12 protein-coding genes, 1 tRNA gene and 1 pseudogene are annotated in these 16429 nt (G+C 64.2%); 4 read left to right on the forward strand and 10 right to left on the reverse strand.

All coding sequences use genetic code 11. From position 1 onward, the window contains the following. From IU449_RS29290 to IU449_RS25725, 6 genes and pseudogenes are all read right to left on the reverse strand, one after another. Positions 1-696: an ABC transporter ATP-binding protein gene (locus tag IU449_RS29290; RefSeq protein ID WP_228805746.1), complete on the reverse strand. Its 696-nt coding sequence runs from the start codon at positions 694-696 to the stop codon at positions 1-3. Positions 697-921: 225 nt separating this feature from the next. Further along, a pseudogene (locus IU449_RS29295) lies at positions 922-1833 on the reverse strand (ABC transporter ATP-binding protein); the annotation flags it as partial. Positions 1834-1874: 41 nt separating this feature from the next. Next, the gene (locus tag IU449_RS25710; protein WP_195004737.1) at positions 1875-3317 is read right to left on the reverse strand and encodes a branched-chain amino acid ABC transporter permease; all 1443 of its coding nucleotides are present in this window, start codon (positions 3315-3317) and stop codon (positions 1875-1877) included. Further along, on the reverse strand, positions 3314-4351 hold the full coding sequence (locus tag IU449_RS25715; protein ID WP_228805721.1) for a branched-chain amino acid ABC transporter permease: 1038 nt from the start codon (positions 4349-4351) through the stop codon (positions 3314-3316). Before IU449_RS25715 ends, IU449_RS25710 begins: the two co-directional genes overlap by 4 nt. 89 nt (positions 4352-4440) lie before the next feature. Continuing rightward, positions 4441-5640 carry a branched-chain amino acid ABC transporter substrate-binding protein gene (locus IU449_RS25720; protein WP_195004738.1) on the reverse strand — a complete coding sequence of 400 codons (1200 nt, stop codon included), beginning with the start codon at positions 5638-5640 and terminating at the stop codon, positions 4441-4443. A gap of 271 nt (positions 5641-5911) precedes the next feature. Continuing rightward, the gene (locus IU449_RS25725; protein WP_195004739.1) at positions 5912-6544 is read right to left on the reverse strand and encodes an ANTAR domain-containing response regulator; all 633 of its coding nucleotides are present in this window, start codon (positions 6542-6544) and stop codon (positions 5912-5914) included. Positions 6545-6766: 222 nt separating this feature from the next. Here IU449_RS25725 and IU449_RS25730 point away from each other — a divergent pair. Next, positions 6767-6853, forward strand: a tRNA-Leu gene (locus IU449_RS25730). 209 nt (positions 6854-7062) lie between these two features. Here the strand turns inward: IU449_RS25730 and IU449_RS25735 are convergent. The 3 genes from IU449_RS25735 to IU449_RS25745 form a co-directional block, all read right to left on the reverse strand. Beyond that, complete coding sequence (locus tag IU449_RS25735; RefSeq protein WP_324188439.1) at positions 7063-7860, reverse strand: IS5 family transposase; 798 nt, start codon at positions 7858-7860, stop codon at positions 7063-7065. Between the two features lie 357 nt (positions 7861-8217). Beyond that, on the reverse strand, positions 8218-9069 hold the full coding sequence (locus IU449_RS25740; RefSeq protein ID WP_195004740.1) for an HNH endonuclease: 852 nt from the start codon (positions 9067-9069) through the stop codon (positions 8218-8220). Beyond that, on the reverse strand, positions 9056-10627 hold the full coding sequence (locus IU449_RS25745) for an AAA family ATPase (protein ID WP_195004741.1): 1572 nt from the start codon (positions 10625-10627) through the stop codon (positions 9056-9058). Before IU449_RS25745 ends, IU449_RS25740 begins: the two co-directional genes overlap by 14 nt. Positions 10628-11461: 834 nt before the next feature. On the opposite strand from IU449_RS25745, the gene IU449_RS25750 reads away from it, so the two are divergent. Then, on the forward strand, positions 11462-12064 hold the full coding sequence (locus tag IU449_RS25750) for a 2'-5' RNA ligase family protein (RefSeq protein ID WP_195004742.1): 603 nt from the start codon (positions 11462-11464) through the stop codon (positions 12062-12064). 820 nt (positions 12065-12884) lie between these two features. On the opposite strand, the gene IU449_RS25755 is transcribed toward IU449_RS25750, so the two are convergent. Then, on the reverse strand, positions 12885-13523 hold the full coding sequence (locus IU449_RS25755; protein WP_195004743.1) for a hypothetical protein: 639 nt from the start codon (positions 13521-13523) through the stop codon (positions 12885-12887). Positions 13524-14493: 970 nt separating this feature from the next. Here IU449_RS25755 and IU449_RS25760 point away from each other — a divergent pair. Both IU449_RS25760 and IU449_RS25765 read left to right on the forward strand, forming a co-directional pair. Continuing rightward, positions 14494-15222: a DUF3558 family protein gene (locus IU449_RS25760; RefSeq protein ID WP_195004744.1), complete on the forward strand. Its 729-nt coding sequence runs from the start codon at positions 14494-14496 to the stop codon at positions 15220-15222. A gap of 321 nt (positions 15223-15543) precedes the next feature. Continuing rightward, positions 15544-16158, forward strand: coding sequence for a protein tyrosine phosphatase (locus tag IU449_RS25765; protein WP_067864615.1), 615 nt, complete (start codon positions 15544-15546; stop codon positions 16156-16158). The last annotated feature ends 271 nt before the right edge of the window (positions 16159-16429 follow it).

A 16429-nucleotide genomic window follows, 5' to 3' on the forward strand; every position in this document is an offset into this window, starting at 1 on the left:
TCAGCCCACGCCGAGATACGCCGATTCGACCGCGGGGTCGGTCAGCAGTTCCGAGCCCCGGCCCGTCTTGGTCACCCCACCGGTCTCCAGGATGTAGGCCCGGTCGCTGCGGGCGAGAGCCTGCTGGGCGTTCTGCTCCACCAGCAGCACCGTGGTGCCCTGCTCGTTGATCTCGGTGATGATGCGGAAGATCTGCTTAATCACCATGGGTGCCAGCCCCATCGACGGTTCGTCGAGCAGGAGCAGGCGAGGCCGGGCCATCAGGGCGCGGCCGATGGCCACCATCTGCTGTTCGCCGCCGGAGAGGGTGCCGCCGACCTGTTTGCGGCGCTCGAGCAGGCGGGGGAAGAGCTCGAATACCCACGCGAGGGTCTGGTCGTACTCGGACTTCTGCTTGAAAGTCCTTCCGTAACAACCCATGTCGAGATTTTCTTGGACCGTCATGCCGGGGAACACCCCGCGGCCCTCGGGTGCCTGGATGAGGCCCTCGATGACGCGGTCGTGCGCCTTCATCGTCGTGATGTCGCGGCCCTCGAAGGTGATGCGGCCGCGGGTGAGCGGCAGCAGGCCGGACAGGGCGCGCATCGTCGTGGTCTTGCCCGCGCCGTTGGCGCCGAGCAGGGTCACCAGCTCACCTTCGGCCACCCGCAGCGACACTCCGTGCAGGGCCTGGATGCGGCCGTAGTTGACCACCATGTCCTCCACCTCGAGCAGCGGGGGCCCGTCCGATGGCTTGCCGGCCTTGCTCGCCGCGGGTGCGGGTTTGCCGAGGTTCGGCTTCTCGCGGACAGGCTCGGAGACCTCGACCACCGGGCCTGCGCCTGGTTTCTGGACCGGCAGTTTCTGCGTCGGATAGTCGGCGGGCGACGGCGCGCTCGACGGCTGCGCGGGCGGTGACGGCGCCGCAGCGGTCTTGCCCGACGCGATCTCCTCGTCCGGGACACCGAGATAGGCCGCGATCACCGCCGGATCCTCGCGGATCTGCGAGGGCAGTCCGTCGGCGATCTTGCGGCCGAACTCGAGCACCACGATCCGGTCGGTCACGCCCATGACCAGCCGCATGTCGTGCTCGATGAGCAGCACGGTGAACCCGTCGTCGCGGATCTTGCGGATCAGATCCATCAGCGCCGACTTCTCGCTGGGATTGAACCCCGCCGCCGGTTCGTCCAGGCACAACAGCTTCGGCTCGGTGGCCAGCGCGCGGGCGATCTCCAGGCGACGCTGATCGCCGTAGGAGAGATTGCGCGCCTTCTCCACCGCGCGCTCGGCGATGCCGACGAACTCGAGCAGCGCCATGCCGCGTTCGATGGCGTCGCGCTCCTCCCGGCGATGCCGCGGCGTGCGGAAGATCGCGCCGGGCACCGAGGTCTTGTGCCTGGCGTCGGTGCCGACCACCACGTTCTCCAGCGCGGTCATCTCCCCGAACAGCCGCACATTCTGGAACGTGCGGGCGATGCCGAGGCGGGTGATGGCGTTGCGTTTGGTCTTCTTCAACGGTCGGCCGTCGAAGAACACCTGTCCCGCCGACGGGGTGTAGACGCCGGTGATGGCATTGAAGCAGGTGGTCTTGCCCGCGCCGTTGGGCCCGATCAGCCCGAGGATCTCGCCGCGGCGGATCTCGAAGCTGACATCGTCGAGCGCCGTCAGGCCGCCGAAGCGGACGGTGAGGCCGTCGGTGCGCAGCAGCGGCTCGCCGACCGCGGTCTCGAACGCCCGATGCGGAGCGACGACCTCGGCGACCGCCTCCTCGTCGGCCAGCACCGGCAACACCGCGGTCACGTCGACCTCGCCGGCGCTCCTGGCCTCCGGCTCGGCGGTGTAACCGGCGGCCATGTCCTCGTTGTCGAACAGCGCGTCACCCGCGCCCGGCCCGGTCACTTGTCCGCTCCGATCGGCTCGCCGACCGTCGGTCTGCGCACGGCCTGATACACCTGTCTGCCGTAGGTGAGCAGTTTCTGCCGCACCGGGAACAGACCCTGCGGCCGCAGAATCATCATCACCACCAACGCGATACCGAAGTACAGATACTTGAGGTCGCCGAGCGATTGCGCGCCGCCCTGCCGGAACAGCAGCACACTGCCCAGCAGCAACGCGGCCATCACGCCGGTGAAGACCATGCCCGCGATCACGGCGGTGCGCAGCCAGCCCATCAACTCCTTGCCCCGGAACTTCCAGAACACCAGCAGACCGACGAAGATCAGCACCGTCACAGTCAGCCACAGATAACCGCTGGACTCGCTGTCGACCAGCGTGACCGAGCTGAGCCGTTTAGGCAGGTAGGCGATGATGAAGGCGCCGAAGATCACGCCCAGCTTGTTGCCCTGGCCGCCGATCACCACCGCGCACAGGAACAGCATCGAGTTGATGATGTTGAAGCCGGTCGGATTGATGAACTGCACCTGACCGGCATAGATCGCGCCGGACAGACCACCGATGGCGGCACCGATGGTGAACGCCCACAGCTTGAACTTGAACGCGGGCACGCCCATGACCTCGGCGGCGTCCTCGTCCTCGCGGATGGCCACCCAGGCGCGGCCGACCCGGCTGCGCTCGAGATTGCCGACGATCAGCAGCACGATGATCACCATCACCAGGCCGAACCAGAACCAGTACGTGCCGTAACTGGCGCGGTCGAGCAGATTCGCGCTGTCCGGGTCGCCGGTGTTGCCCGCGGAGAACACACCGTTGGGCTTCTCCTCGGACTCGCCGACACGCGGGTAGGCGACCCCGGACAGGCCGAGGCTGCCGTTGGTCAGCTCGTGCAGGTTGTCGGCGAGCAGACGGACGATCTCGCCGAAACCGAGGGTGACGATCGCCAGATAGTCACCGCGCAGACGCAGGGTCGGCGATCCGAGGATCAGACCCGAGACCGCCGTGACCAGCACCGCGATGGGCAGACAGGCCAGCCACGCCCACTGCGGGTCGAGCCAGCCGCCGTCGGTCTGGTTCCACGGACTGTTGGGGCTGGTGAGCAGTCCGACGGTGTAGGCGCCGACGGCGTAGAAGCCGACATAGCCGAGGTCGAGCAGACCGGCTTGGCCGACAACGACATTGAGGCCGATGGCGATGAGCGCGAACATCGCGAACTCGGCCATGACCAGACCGAAGTTGTAGGACGGGGTGTCCAGGAACGAGGGCGGGAACAGCGGCAACAGCGCGAGCGCGACGATCGCGGGCACGCCGACGCCCCACTGCGCGGGACGGGACAAGCCGTCCCACCAGGTGCGGATGGCGTCGCCGATGCCCGCGCGCGGCGGCGCCGAGCCGGCCGAGGTGGGCGGAGTCGACGCGGGCGGAGTAACAGTCGAGGTGGTCATACCCTGGCCTTCCCGAGACTTTCACCGAGGATGCCGGTGGGACGAACCATCAGCACGGCGACCAGCACCACGAAGGCCACCACGTCACGCCATTCGATGCCGAACAGGATCTGTCCGTACTGCTCGACCACACCGAGCAGCAGACCGCCCAGCAGCGCGCCGCGCAGGTTGCCGATACCGCCGAGCACCGCGGCGGCGAAGGCCTTGATGCCCAGGATGAATCCGCCGGAATAGATGATCGCGGGCGGGATCTTGATCGCGTACAGCGTCGCGGCCGCGCCGGCGAGCACGCCGCCGATGAGGAAGGTCAGCATGATGACCCGTTCACGGGAGACGCCCATCAGCGTCGCGGTGTCCGGATCCTGGGCGACCGCGCGGATGCCGCGGCCGAATTTGGTTCTGTTGATCAGCACTTCGGTGGCCAGCGCCAGTGCGACGGCGGCCGCGACGATCAGAATCGCCACATTGGTCACATCGGCGCCGCCGAAGCTGAACTGCACTGTGGGGGTCACCAGCTGGATCGGCTGCTGAGCATTCGCGCCGCCGAGATCGGGATCGATTTTGGGAAGCAGGAAGTGCACGAATTCCTGGAGCACGAACGACATGCCGATCGCGGTGATCAGAAAGGCCAGCGGTTTCGCGCCGCGTCTGCGCAACGGCCGATACGCCGCGCGTTCGAGCCCGACGGCCGCGCCGCCGGAGACCGCCATGCCGACGACCATCGCCAGCCCCAGGTAGACCACCGTCAGCAGCACGCCCTGGTTGTAGGCGTCCGGTCCCGCCGTGAAACCGAAGATCATGAGGCCGACCAATTGGCCGAACATGCCCAGCATGAATATCTCGGAATGGGCGAAATTGATCAGCCGCAGCACGCCGTACACCAGCGTGTAGCCCACCGCGACCAGCGCGTAGATGGATCCGTAGGTGACTCCGTCGACCGTCAGTCGCCAGAATTGATCGATCACCGCTTGATAATCGAATCCGATCGAGCCGGCGGCGTGCATCACCGCTCCCGCCGATACCGTTGTTGTCATGACCGATTCGCCCTCATCTTCTGCCCCCATGAAACAGCACGCACGACGGGACGTCCCTGCCCTGTCGTGCGTGCTGTGTCGCTACCGGACTACTTGACTTCGTAGATCCAGATCTGCGCGTTGGCCAGCTCGCCGTCCGGGCTCCACTTGTACTGGCGAGCCAGACCCGGAGCGTCGTAGGCGCGGACGAACTCCAGCAGGTCCGGTCGGGTCACCTTGCCGCTGTCGATGCCCTTGGCCATGATGGTGGCCAGGTCGTAGGCCTCGACCGAGTACACGCCGGGCGCCTGACCGTTCAGTTCCTGGTAGTCCTTGGCGAACTGCTCGGGGCCGGGGCCGCAGGGGCAGGTCAGCACGGCGCCGGTGGCGGCGCTACCGGCCTGCGAGAGGAACTGCGGGTCGTTCACGCCGTCGGGGCCGACGAAGACCGCGTCCACGCCGCCGGACTTCAACTGCTGGGCCAGCGGGGCGCCCTCGGCGTAGTAACCGGCGAAGAACACCGCGTCCGGCTTGGCCGCCGCGATCTTGGTGACAGTGGCGGAGAAATCCTTGTCACCCTTCTTGACACCGGCCGCGCACGCCGGATCGGCGGCCGCGCCCAGCGACTCGGTGACCTTGGTGCCCAGACCGACGCCGTAGGCGGTGTTGTCCTGCACGACGCAGACCTTGTCGTAGCCCGCGGTGTTCACCAGGTACTTGGCGACCGAGGGGCCCTGCACGTCGTCGTTGGCCAGGCCGCGGAAGAAGCTGGTCCAGCCGTTGTCGGTGAGGGTGGCTTTGGTCGCCGAGGAGGTCAGCGTGGGCAGGCCCGCGTCGCTGAGGATCTGGCCGGTGGCCTCGGTCTCGCCGGAGAAGGCCGGGCCGACCAGGCCGACGATCGAGCGGTCGTTGATGACCTGCGGGATCACCTGGGTGGCCTTCTGCGGATCGCCCTCGGTATCGAACTGCTTCAGCTCGATCTGGCAGCCGGGATTGGCCTCGTTGTGCTTGGTGATCGCGAGCTTCGCGCCGTTGACGATATTGATGCCCAGCGCCGCGTCCGGGCCGGTCAGCGCGCCGGCCATCGCGATCGCCGTGCCGGGAGCGCAGGTCGCCTTGCCGTCACCGGCCGGATCGGCCGCCGAGGCGGAGTCGGTGGCCGGAACCTTCTTGCCCTCGAGATCCACCTGCGTCACGGGCTGGATGGACAGGCCCGCGGTGCCGGCGCCAGTCGTATCGGAACCGCTGTCGGTCGATTTATCGCTGCATCCGGTCAGTACGAGCGCGGCGGCGGCACCGATGGCCAGCATGCCCCGCGTCGTGCGGCCGCGCGATACCGAACGCGACGATGTCGAACCCAACCAAGTCGAACTGCGCACGTCTCACCTCTACGTCCTGAGCTCCCCCGGGTCACCGAGGAGGCCGACCAATGTCGGCCCGGACAGAAACATAGCGTCGGTACGGGCGATCCGCACGGCAATGGGCACATGCAGACGACGACGAGCCGAATTCTTTCCGGTGATTGTGTTTCCGGTGCGTTAATTCTTTCCGGGATCACCCCGCACACGGCAACACCCCAGCTCACTTGGGCGCGAGGTTCTCCAGCACGACCTCGGCAACCGCTTTCATCGTCGTACGCCGGTCCATCGCGGTGCGCTGAATCCATTTGAACGCCTGCGGTTCCGACAACCCCTGCGTCTGCATCAGCACACCCTTGGCGCGCTCGACCAGCTTGCGCGTCTCCAGCCGCTCGGACAGATTGGCGACCTCGCTCTCGAGCGCCGTGATCTCGTGGAAACGGCTCGCCGCCAACTCGATCGCGGGCACCAGATCCGACTTGGTGAACGGCTTGACCAGGTACGCCATCGCCCCCGCGTCGCGGGCCCGCTCGACCAGGTCGCGCTGACTGAACGCGGTCAGGATCACCACGGGCGCAACACGTTTCGACGCGATCTCGGCGGCGGCGTCGATCCCGTCGCGGCGCGGCATCTTCACGTCCATGATCACCAGATCCGGCCGGTGCTCCACCGCCAGATCCACCGCCTGCTGCCCGTCACCCGCCTCGCCGACGACCTCGTAGCCCTCCTCGGTCAGCATCTCGACCAGGTCCATCCGGATGAGCGCCTCGTCCTCGGCCACGACAACCCGCTTCGCACCGGCAGACTTCTTCACCCCGGCGTCCTGCGCGCCGGCATCCCCAGCTGTAGTGCTCATACCTCGACCCCTCTGCCGTCCCGACGCCTGTCCCGACCACCCACGCGGCGCGGCGACACCGGCATTCGGCCTCTCCCGCCCGACAGGGTGTCGAGTGATGTAAAGACTACCGTTGCGAGGCCCGCACAACGCATATACCCTGCGCAAAGTCCCCACCGATCGGCGCCACCCGCCCCGTTTTCGGCGATCGGCCGCCGACCCGCTATAGTTCTCACTCGGTGCGCCGGGTTGGCGGAACTGGCAGACGCGACGGTCTCAAAAACCGTTGTCCGAAAGGACGTGTGGGTTCGAGTCCCACACTCGGCACCACGGTCGGCGGCGTTTTCGCCGACGCACTGATGTTCTCTCACCTCAAGCAGGCCACTGCAGTCCAAGCCCCTCGCCCACTTCTCGCGACAGCGTCAAATTATGGTGGGAGCCGGTGCCTCGTGCATCCTTGAACGACCTTGATGTTCACGCTCCGCGCTGATGGCCCACGACGCGGCCGCGCTCCTTAGACTGCGGCCCCTTAGAGCTCCCTATCCGGTTCGGTTGCCGACCCGTCGCCAGCAGATGAGCGCGGCGGCGAGGTGGAGGAGCCCGTGGTGGATGTCGGTGCGGCGTTCCCATCGGGTGGCCAGGCGGCGGAACTGATGGAGCAAGGCGAGGGTTTGTTCGACGATCCAGCGTCCCGCGGTCACCTTGTCGCGGGTTCCTGGTCGTGGGATGTGGCCGGTGATGCGACATTGCCGCAGTTCCTCGTAGACGCGGGGATAGTCGTAACCCTTGTCCGCGATCAGAGTTTTGATCCGGTGGCGCGGCGGGCCGCAGCGTCCGCGCAGGGGGCGGACGCGGTCGAGGAGTTCGGGCAGCAGGTGATCGTTGACGTTGGCCGCGGACAAGGTCACCGCGAGCGGGAACCCGTTGGCGCAGGTCAGGACGTGGTGCTTCGAGCCCGTTTTGGCGCGGTCGACCGGGGACGGGCCGGTCGCGGCGCCCCCTTTTTCGCCCGGATGTGAGAGCCGTCGACCATGACGCGGTCGAAATCGATCAGCCCCGCAGCGTGACTGCGGGCCAACATCTCCTGATGCATCTTCTCGAACATCGGCGGCCTGCCAGCCCCGCAACCGGCACCAGCAGGTCATTCCGGATCCGAAGCCGAGTTCCGGGGGTAGGTCTTCCCACCCGATGCCGGTGAACAGCACGAACAAGATGCCCTGTAGCACCAGTCGAGGGTCCATCTGCGCCGGTCCTGGTGTCCCTGCCGGCCGCTCCGGTGGTAGCGGCTCGATAACCGCACACAACTCGTCGTCCACGATCCAGGGTGCTGCTGCCACAGCGGAACATGCTGCACTACAGCCCCATTCGTCGCCACTCGGCAGATCCTGTTAGGAGCTCTTACAGGCCGCCCAGCTTCCTCTGCTAAATCGAACATCCAGCGATCTTGCAAACAGTCCGTCAGCCATTAGCGTCGCAATTGCGTCGGTCGTCGGAATCCATCTGGCTAGCAGTAGTCTGCTGGGGCTCGTGATCGACGCCCGGTTGACTGATGCTGCGCAGAGTCCTCTACAGGAACTTCACGGGGTGTCGGATGATCGCCAGCTCGTCTCAAGTTCGCGGATTGCGTCGAGCTGAGGGCAAATCGGCGGACCCCCGTCGGCCGTGGCCCGGCACAGCAGTCCGTATTACTATCGTTAGCATTCCTCAGCTCGAAATCCTTCGGTGCAGTACCAATCACTTTCACTCAATGCCTCGTACATGACTGCAACGTGAGCATTGGGATCGGGCATGCCTCGCTCTACTGCTGCTTCACGCAGATGGGCACGTATCACGCTTGTCTCGGCGTCGCTGAACAGGCGGACGAGTCTTCGGGTTGCTGTGGTGAGCTCTCGACTCACTACCGTTGCGTACAGTTCCGCCAGGCCCAGGACCTCAAACTGGTTCCGAATCCGCTTCTGCAGTCCGTCATCGAGCACGGCGTCCGGATCAGCGAAGAACTCGACGTTGACGGGCAACTGTTCGATGGGCACGTGGGCGTGGAGCCACCGCCCCACCACCGGCATCGCATAGGGGTGCAGCAGCTGCCCCTCGGGAGAGCTGGCGTAGGTGTTGCGCAGCCGGTGGTTGCAGTCCGCACAGCTCGGAACCAGATTCCACGGGTCGATAGCGAGCCCAGGAACGCGTGTCTTGGGCACGAAGTGATCGAGTTGCTTCGCTATTCCGTATTGGCAGTAGCTGCACAGGCCGTCCAGGGCGCCAGACATGATCGCGTCGTAGTGCTCGCGTGCACGTTTACGCTTCCTCGACAGGTGGTTCGTGTAGAGGTCGGTAAGTTCGTCGTCGTCGAGTTCGGCGACCGCGCACATCGTGCGATCAATAAGGTACAGCTGATCGCTGCGGGCAGCGTACTGCAGCTTGGCACTGTTATCGGTGAGCTGCGCACGGGCAGCGAGTACGCGCTCCGCTAAGCCCTGGTTCGCAATCTGTTCCGCGCAGGTCGAGGCAGTCTCATGAACTGTGACCTTGGGAGGTTCAAGACTCCACATGACCCCGGTGCATTTTTGTCATCGCGCGGAGAATAGCCCGGCCTTCAGCGCCGAGTTGCCGCCCGAATGATTCCAGAGCTTCTTCGTAGCCCGAGTGGCTGGCTGCGGCCTTTTGAAGCAGGTAATGGAAGCCCGTAGAGGTGACCTCGAGGCCGAACACTTCATCAGTGAGGGTGCCGACATTCTCACCGAATGTTTCGATGCGCAGTCGCCTCACCGTGGCTTCGGTCCCCGATCGCTGCAATTGCCAGGCGCATGAGCGCGGCACCTCTTGCAGTACAACCGGTGAGTGCGTAGCGATAACCGCGATACCATTACGGTCGTTTAGGAGGTTGCTCACCGATCGGATGAATGCCGATAGCAGCGGCGGATGTAGGTGCGCTTCGGGCTCATCCAGAAGGACCAGACTTTTCTCCTCCACAGTCTCTACCAATCGAGTTATCGTCAGAAGAACAATCTTGTGCCCGGAGCTAAACCGCCCGAATAATATTCTCACCTCGTCGACGATGTAGTCATCGGACTCGTCGCCCGTCTCAATTAGTTCCGACAGACCGGCCTCTGCGAAGATCGGATCAGCTTCGAGGAGCCTCAACGCGGCCAGCCAGCGGTCCCGTCGCGCGCCTTGCAGACACACCTGCGTGGAGGACGCCATCTCCAGCTCAAGCTCTGCGTTATCTTTGGTCTGGGCTGACACACCAAATGCCGTACCGCCCCCTTCTGGAGCAACGCCTTCTTCGCGAATGTGTTTCAGTCCAACATAGTGGTAGGTCAATCCCTCGGTGCGGTCCTGGCGGGGAGCGACAGGTTCGAATGCGTCGAAGGCACTGAAGGACACCGAGACCACGTTCGATAGCTGCGTCACTGCGATATCGCTGCCTCCGTCCTTGGTACGGGACTGCTGCACCAAGGTATTGGCGAGGTTAAACAGGTACGTACTCTTTCCGACACCGTTTCTGCCGATCAGAACATGGAGGTTGCTCGGCGGGCTCGAATCAGGGTCAACGTCAATGTCCAGGGTTATCGGACTGATGTCCTTCGCGCGGGCGCACAACGGAAAACGGTAGCGGGTCAGGCGCTCTCCGCCACGCGCCAACCGGGCCAGTTGCCCACGCACGCTCGGCAGCGGTACATCCCGCAACAGCGACACACGAGTGACTTCTTCGCGTTGCGCACGCTCGAGAAGCTCCGTGTCATAGGCGAGGTCATTGAGCGCCTGCAAAAATCGCTCACGGAAATCGGCGCCGATCGCGGTCAAGTTCAGGTAGAACGATGGGTCCTGTCCCAACGAGAAGAATTCCTTACCCAAAGTTTGGAAGCTGGCAGGCAAGTTGGGCGTCCGCACTCCGTCGCCACCGCTTCCCGATGGGCCTGGTCGTAACCCGAACCGTCCGATCTTGGTCAGGCCGATATCGTGCCTTTGCCAACTCTCGTCGATGTAGTCCACAGCGAACAACGTCTCGAATTTGAACCAGTCGTCCCAGTATTGGGGCGTCAGATACACTGTCCCGGCAAGTTTGCTCGATATCAGCTCCCCGTGCTGCAGAGCACGGATCCTCATAGCGCATCATCCGTCAGGCGCATACACATGCCGACCGGCGCGAAGCTCATAGCGGCCATCATACGGGTCGCTAGGTTCTCAGAGCCGAGCGAACATACTTCTTGGCAGCAAGGCTCGTGTACATGGGTCCCAGCAACCGGACCGCTGACCAGTGTACGGACACCACCTGTCCCTGGCCCAGATACAGTGGCTCCTCCGCAGTCTGAACACGAATCGTGGGTGAGACGATGGTCAGGGGTCAGGCATGGACAGGATTCGAGGCCACCGCGCTTCAAGAGGCGATGAGGCGATCGGTGCGGGACTTCGCAAGCCTGCTGGGGTAGGAACGACAACCGTCAACAACTGGCGCGCTGGCCTCGGGCGCGGTCACTCCGCGCTCGAGTACCCAGTCGATTCTCGACACGACGTTCACACTGCGAACGACAGCGGACACGACCGCGCCCGATTCGAACAGATCGTGGCGGAGGATGAAGCGGCATGGCGAAGGCGGAACCGGCCGCAGGGCAGCAGGCGGAGCCGCTCGAGCCAGGCTGAGCCCACTTCCCATTCATTGCACCCCTCCGGTGACTCGTCCCCGTCTGGTTCGCTGCCATCGGCTGAATCCGAAGGTACAGATCGACATGGCAGGGCACATGCCCTGAGCCCCGGACGGGGATTTCGACGCTGCGATGGAGATGGTGCACCAGGCACTCGCCCCATCACGTGGCACGTTGATGACCCCAGTGCGGGACCGAGGTGCGGAATTCGTTCACGATGCTGCGGCACGGTGGGGCGAGTCGCCCCAGCTGAACGCGATTCGCGACATGCTCGGCGCGGCGGGTACCGGTGGTACAGGTGCGTGATCTGCTGCCGCGCGAGGAACGAGCCGGCCCACTCGGCTACTACCGGTTACTCACCTTCGAGCACGCGGCCGCACTACACTCAGCCGCACGGGATTGCCAGGAAGGCCTCGACGAAAGCCTTTTTGCAATCACCCCGGACGACGGATTGCACCTCACGCTCGACAGAATCACCCGCGATGGCGGCAGTACTTCGGAGCAACGTGCCCGAATCGCCGAAGTCGCCGTTCATGCTTGCGCACGACAGTCCCCGTTCGCATTGACGATCCGGCAGTTGACCAATATGCGGGGCACGATTGCGATCATCGTCGAACCCAGTAACCGGGTGACCGCACTACGCGACGGCCTCCGCGCGGCGACATCGTCCATACTCCCCGACGCCGCGGTGAGAAACACGACCTCCGCACCACATGTGACCATCGCATACCCGATCTATGAAGAGCTGACCACCGAAGCCGCGGCGGCGGCCGAAGCCGCGGATACTCGACTGGACCATGTGAGTGTGTCGGTCTCGGAAGTCGGCATGGTGGCGCTCGAGCGGCACGGGCACGAGTACCGGTGGGAGACGATCGCCCGCATCCCGCTCACCGGTCCGTGAAACTCGACAGCCGTCGGCGCGGGCAGGCCTGCCCGCGCGCGTCGAGCAAGCGCTCTCAACGTGGCGGATCATCGTAATCGCTAGGCCGGAAGATCATCGCCACGACCACCACCAGCGGCAACACCACCACGAACACCAGTCCGCACTGCCGTCCACTCATCACCGCGCACCGCCGAGACGCGTCCATCGCGCGAACGAAGCACGCGGCGCCGCACATTCGATATCGGCGACCGCCATCACTCGATCCATCGTCATCGCATCGACATGGCGGTAGACGGCATCACCACGATCTCGGCACCACACGACTCGGCCTGCTCCGCCAACCCCAGCACCGATAAACCGTCAGCCCACCGCACCGTATACCCCAGCCGACGGGCGAGCCGACGCACTTGCGCGGCATCCCATTCCGGGGTCGGGGACAACTGATGTATCCAACCGAGCGCGAACACGCGTAGTCACTCCCTCACAACGGTTCGAATGGCGGAGCACTCGACACCGGCCGTCACAGACTCCCACCCAATTACGGGAGTAGTACGCCGATCTGCGAGATAACGGCATCAACGACCTATCCGGTGCCGCATCCACTCTGTCGTTCGAAGAGTTCTGCATGAACCGCAGCACGTTGCACTTGTGTTCGTATAGCGAGCCACCTTCCGTTGGCTGACAAGCTCTGATCACAGTCAAGACCTCGGGACGCATGAGGGGTACCCGCCAGACGGCGCAAGTCCGACTCGAATACTATTCGTGACGGATGATGTCCAGAAAGATTACTACATTTAATGCATGCCGTCGACGAATACTGCGGGAAGGGCCCGACGGATCATGAGGCGGGGGGATTTCGCATCTTGTCATATAAGGCCGGATCCTGATCACGGAACCCCTTGTCAAGCCATTCATGCTTCTTGACCAGAAAGTGCCATGTCGGATCTTTCTCGATTCTCCCAGATCTTTTATATATATGATTCCAGTACCACCATACATACGATCGGCCGAACACTGCGACTGCATCCTTTTCGCTTATATATCCCTGCGCCCTCCAAGAGTCGATCAGATAGAAGAAGCGCAGCACGGCGGATACGGAATCGTATTCGTCCGAGTTGATGATCCGTGCGCCATTGATCTCCTTCTCGAAGAGGTCGGCGAAGGTCCACTTTGGATCCACCGACGTCAGTATGCGTTCAGCATTCAGTCGATGCCTGTTGAGGTCGCCCACGAACCAAGATAATTCGAGTTCGTGCAACTTTCCACGCTCACGCTCCCGGTGCACCGTTTCTTGTTCGCGGCGCGCTATTTCTTGTTGAACTACTTGTTGACGGTTTGCCGCGTCTCGCTGGCTTCTATAGCTTCTATATGCAGCTCCAAGGCTGCGATATGCTACGATTACCGCTGCAATTGTAACGAGCAGAGTACCCGTCGCAACGATCAGAGTACCGAGGTCGATCCAATTCTCCGCCGTCATTTTATCCACCACTTCCGCACTCGGGCCCGGGCTGATTCTCGACCGCGAGAAACAACTTTCATGAGTCCGAATCCCTTCCCCGCCGATGGCGGCACCTCGGAGTGCTCGAGCCTGCGCATCGATCCGCCATCGAATCGAACCGATTTCGTGCGCTCAATGGTCTGATGAATTATCGCCCCCGAGCCTGGTCGGAATGTTTGAAACCAGATGCGTCTGCATCATGGAATCGCCGTGGACTTTACTCTTACCCAGATAGTGGGATAACGTCTTTCCGGGTGCGTTCGACTAGGTGAACACTCCTTTGGCGCGATCGGTCACTCCAACCCTTGAAGCGGGCTACCGTCTTCAGCCGCGAAGAACCTCCATGCCGCGTATAAACCTGCCGACCTCATGGAAGGCATCCGACGCATGAATCAATATACGACCGGAGGCCCGACTGGCACGTAACGATATCATCTACATTCACCGATTGAACAGACACCTGTCCAGGTTTGCATAAATCGATCGACCGCACAGGAGTAGCCGTCTATCTCAATCGCGGCGATCCACCGCGGCAGGTTCTGCGCGACGTCCGACACCAGTTGACCGCGCCAAACGCCAAGAGCGACAACCTCAAAACCCTATCCGAAAGAAGCCCTCCAGTGCCGACTGCGCCGCGTGGCCGAACGTAGGCGCCGTCACCGTTGGCGATAACGGTAGCAAGCCCTCGACGTCGAGCCCCTCCGCGGTGCTGCGCCCGGCCTGGCCGCCGGAAGACCGAATCGTCGTGCTGTAACGCGCCTGGGGCGCCCCGCGACAGTGAACGTGAGTGTTCGTGACCTGCTCGCGGGGAACCGACAGTCAACCGATATCGGAAATCCCATTGCGCGCCTGTCTATTTCAGGAGTGACAGTGGGTACTGGACAGGGGAGAAGGTCAGATCATGCAGATATCAGGCGAGAGGCGACGATGGCGCGCGAGTATCGGACTGATGCTCGGCATAGTGGTGCCGGTACTGATCGTGACCGCGTGCACGGCCGACGAACAGAACTCCGACACGACAGGTTCCGGCACCACGACCGCTGCCCTGAGCAGCGTCTCGAAGACGGCCTCCCCGACCACCACGGCGGCGTCGGCCGATCCGGGCGGAGCTCAGGGTGACCCGGGCGGTGGAGTGGACACGGGGCAACCCGGCGGGGAACAGCCCGGCGGCACCGACACCTGTGGGGCGACGCCGTGTGGTGTCACGAGCGATCCGGCTCCGGCGCCCGGTGGCACGGACACCTGTGGTGGTGCGACCGAGTGCGGTGTCGCCGTGTGGGATCCGTGTCGGATATCCGATGCCGACATCACGCAGTTGGGATTCCGTCCCGACAGCCGACAGATGCTCACCGATTCCGGCGGCGTGACCGACACGCACTGTCGTTGGCAGTCCCTGACCGGCGAATCCGAATTCACGATCTCGTCGACCCGGCAGACACTGGAGGAAGTCCGGCAGAGCTTCGATTACGTGGATTTCAGCTCGCTGTCGGTCGGCGGCCGATCGGGCTACCAGTATCGTGCGGCCCAGGACTCGAACCACATCGGGTGCTATGTCGGCATTCCGGTGCAGGACGGCCACGTCGCGTTCGTCACGCGGAATCTGACGCCCACCGCACCCGAGGAACCGTGTGCTGCGGCGCGGCGTATCAGCGAAGCTCTGGTCGGGTACGTGCCCTGAGCACACAAGAGGAGCGGCCCTCGGTCCGGGACTCGGGCACAGCCGTGAAGTGAACCGTTGTCGGCCCCCGGCGCACCACGCGCCGGGGGCCGGTCTCGTTTCGGCGGAGGAGCATCGGCCGATGCGGTAGTTCGCGAGGGGAGCCGACAGCACACCGCAGGCGGTCGCACGCCCGCTCGGTGACATCCACGGAGTTACCGACTGAATGATCGGAGGTGCTTCGTGTACGGCACGCAACACCGGGATGAATATGTCCTCACGTACCCGGAATTCGGGTTTACCCAGCTTATGCGGCCGCCAAACCCGCTTTACCGTGTACGCATGCACGTCCTGTTCGTCTGCAATGGCAATGTCTGCCGATCGGCCATCGCCGAGCGGCTCACCCGGGCGATCGCCATCGACTACCGGCTGCCGGGGCTCACCGCCGAGAGCGCGGGGACGCGCGCGCTGGTCGGGTTTCCCATCGAGCCGCTGGCGGCGCAGACGCTGCGGGGGCTGGGCGGCGATCCGGAGGGATTCCGGGCGCGCAGGCTCGCCGCCACCCATGTGGACCGCGCGGATCTGGTGCTCGCCATGACCGAGCAGATCCGTGACCAGATCGCGGTCGACTACGGGGCGGGGGCGCGGACGTTCACGCTGCCCCAGGCGCACCGGATCGCCAAGGTGACCGGGGCGCGCACCATCGCGGCACTGCACGCCGCGCGCAATGATCTGTCGCTGGTGGGGCGGGAGAACATCGCCGACCCGGTGGGGCTGTCCGAAGCCGCGTTCTGCGAGGTGGGCGATCGGATCGCCGAGCTGCTGGTGCCCCTCATGCGGGCGCTGGCGCCGCACGAACAGCCCGTCGAGCGAGCGCACCGGCCCCGGCTCGTGGTCGGTCCGAGCGCGCATGCCCGGCCGTTGCCGAGGTTCATGGCCGCTCAGCGCGTCGGCTGAGCGAACCCGCGGCCACCTGGGCGATATCGCCCGCGGGCAAAAAACTCTCCTCGGACTGTGTCGCCGGTGCGCCTCGGGCGATTACACTGCCCGCGAACACCTTCCGCCGTTGACGCCCTCGACACGGGACAGGAATCGAACATGCCGAAACGCATCTCGGATGTTTCGCTCCAAAATAGGGTGTTTCCGCAGGTCAAACCCTAAACCAGCCCGGCTCGAAACCCCCCGATTCCAGTTTTAGTGTCACTTTCCCCGGCGCCACCGACTCCAA

This window comes from Nocardia higoensis, assembly GCF_015477835.1.
In the GTDB taxonomy this organism is placed as follows: Bacteria; Actinomycetota; Actinomycetes; order Mycobacteriales; family Mycobacteriaceae; genus Nocardia; species Nocardia higoensis_A.

Bases quoted from the DNA above. Each gene is read 5' to 3' on its own strand.
- IU449_RS29290 (WP_228805746.1), bottom strand. From the start codon at position 696: ATGGTGGTCAACTACGGCCGCATCCAGGCCCTGCACGGAGTGTCGCTG.
- IU449_RS25710 (WP_195004737.1), bottom strand. From the start codon at position 3,317: ATGACCACCTCGACTGTTACTCCGCCCGCGTCGACTCCGCCCACCTCG.
- IU449_RS25715 (WP_228805721.1), bottom strand. From the start codon at position 4,351: ATGACAACAACGGTATCGGCGGGAGCGGTGATGCACGCCGCCGGCTCG.
- IU449_RS25720 (WP_195004738.1), bottom strand. From the start codon at position 5,640: ATGCTGGCCATCGGTGCCGCCGCCGCGCTCGTACTGACCGGATGCAGC.
- IU449_RS25725 (WP_195004739.1), bottom strand. From the start codon at position 6,544: ATGAGCACTACAGCTGGGGATGCCGGCGCGCAGGACGCCGGGGTGAAG.
- IU449_RS25740 (WP_195004740.1), bottom strand. From the start codon at position 9,069: ATGTGGAGTCTTGAACCTCCCAAGGTCACAGTTCATGAGACTGCCTCG.
- IU449_RS25745 (WP_195004741.1), bottom strand. From the start codon at position 10,627: ATGAGGATCCGTGCTCTGCAGCACGGGGAGCTGATATCGAGCAAACTT.
- IU449_RS25755 (WP_195004743.1), bottom strand. From the start codon at position 13,523: ATGACGGCGGAGAATTGGATCGACCTCGGTACTCTGATCGTTGCGACG.
- IU449_RS25760 (WP_195004744.1), top strand. From the start codon at position 14,494: ATGCTCGGCATAGTGGTGCCGGTACTGATCGTGACCGCGTGCACGGCC.
- IU449_RS25765 (WP_067864615.1), top strand. From the start codon at position 15,544: ATGCACGTCCTGTTCGTCTGCAATGGCAATGTCTGCCGATCGGCCATC.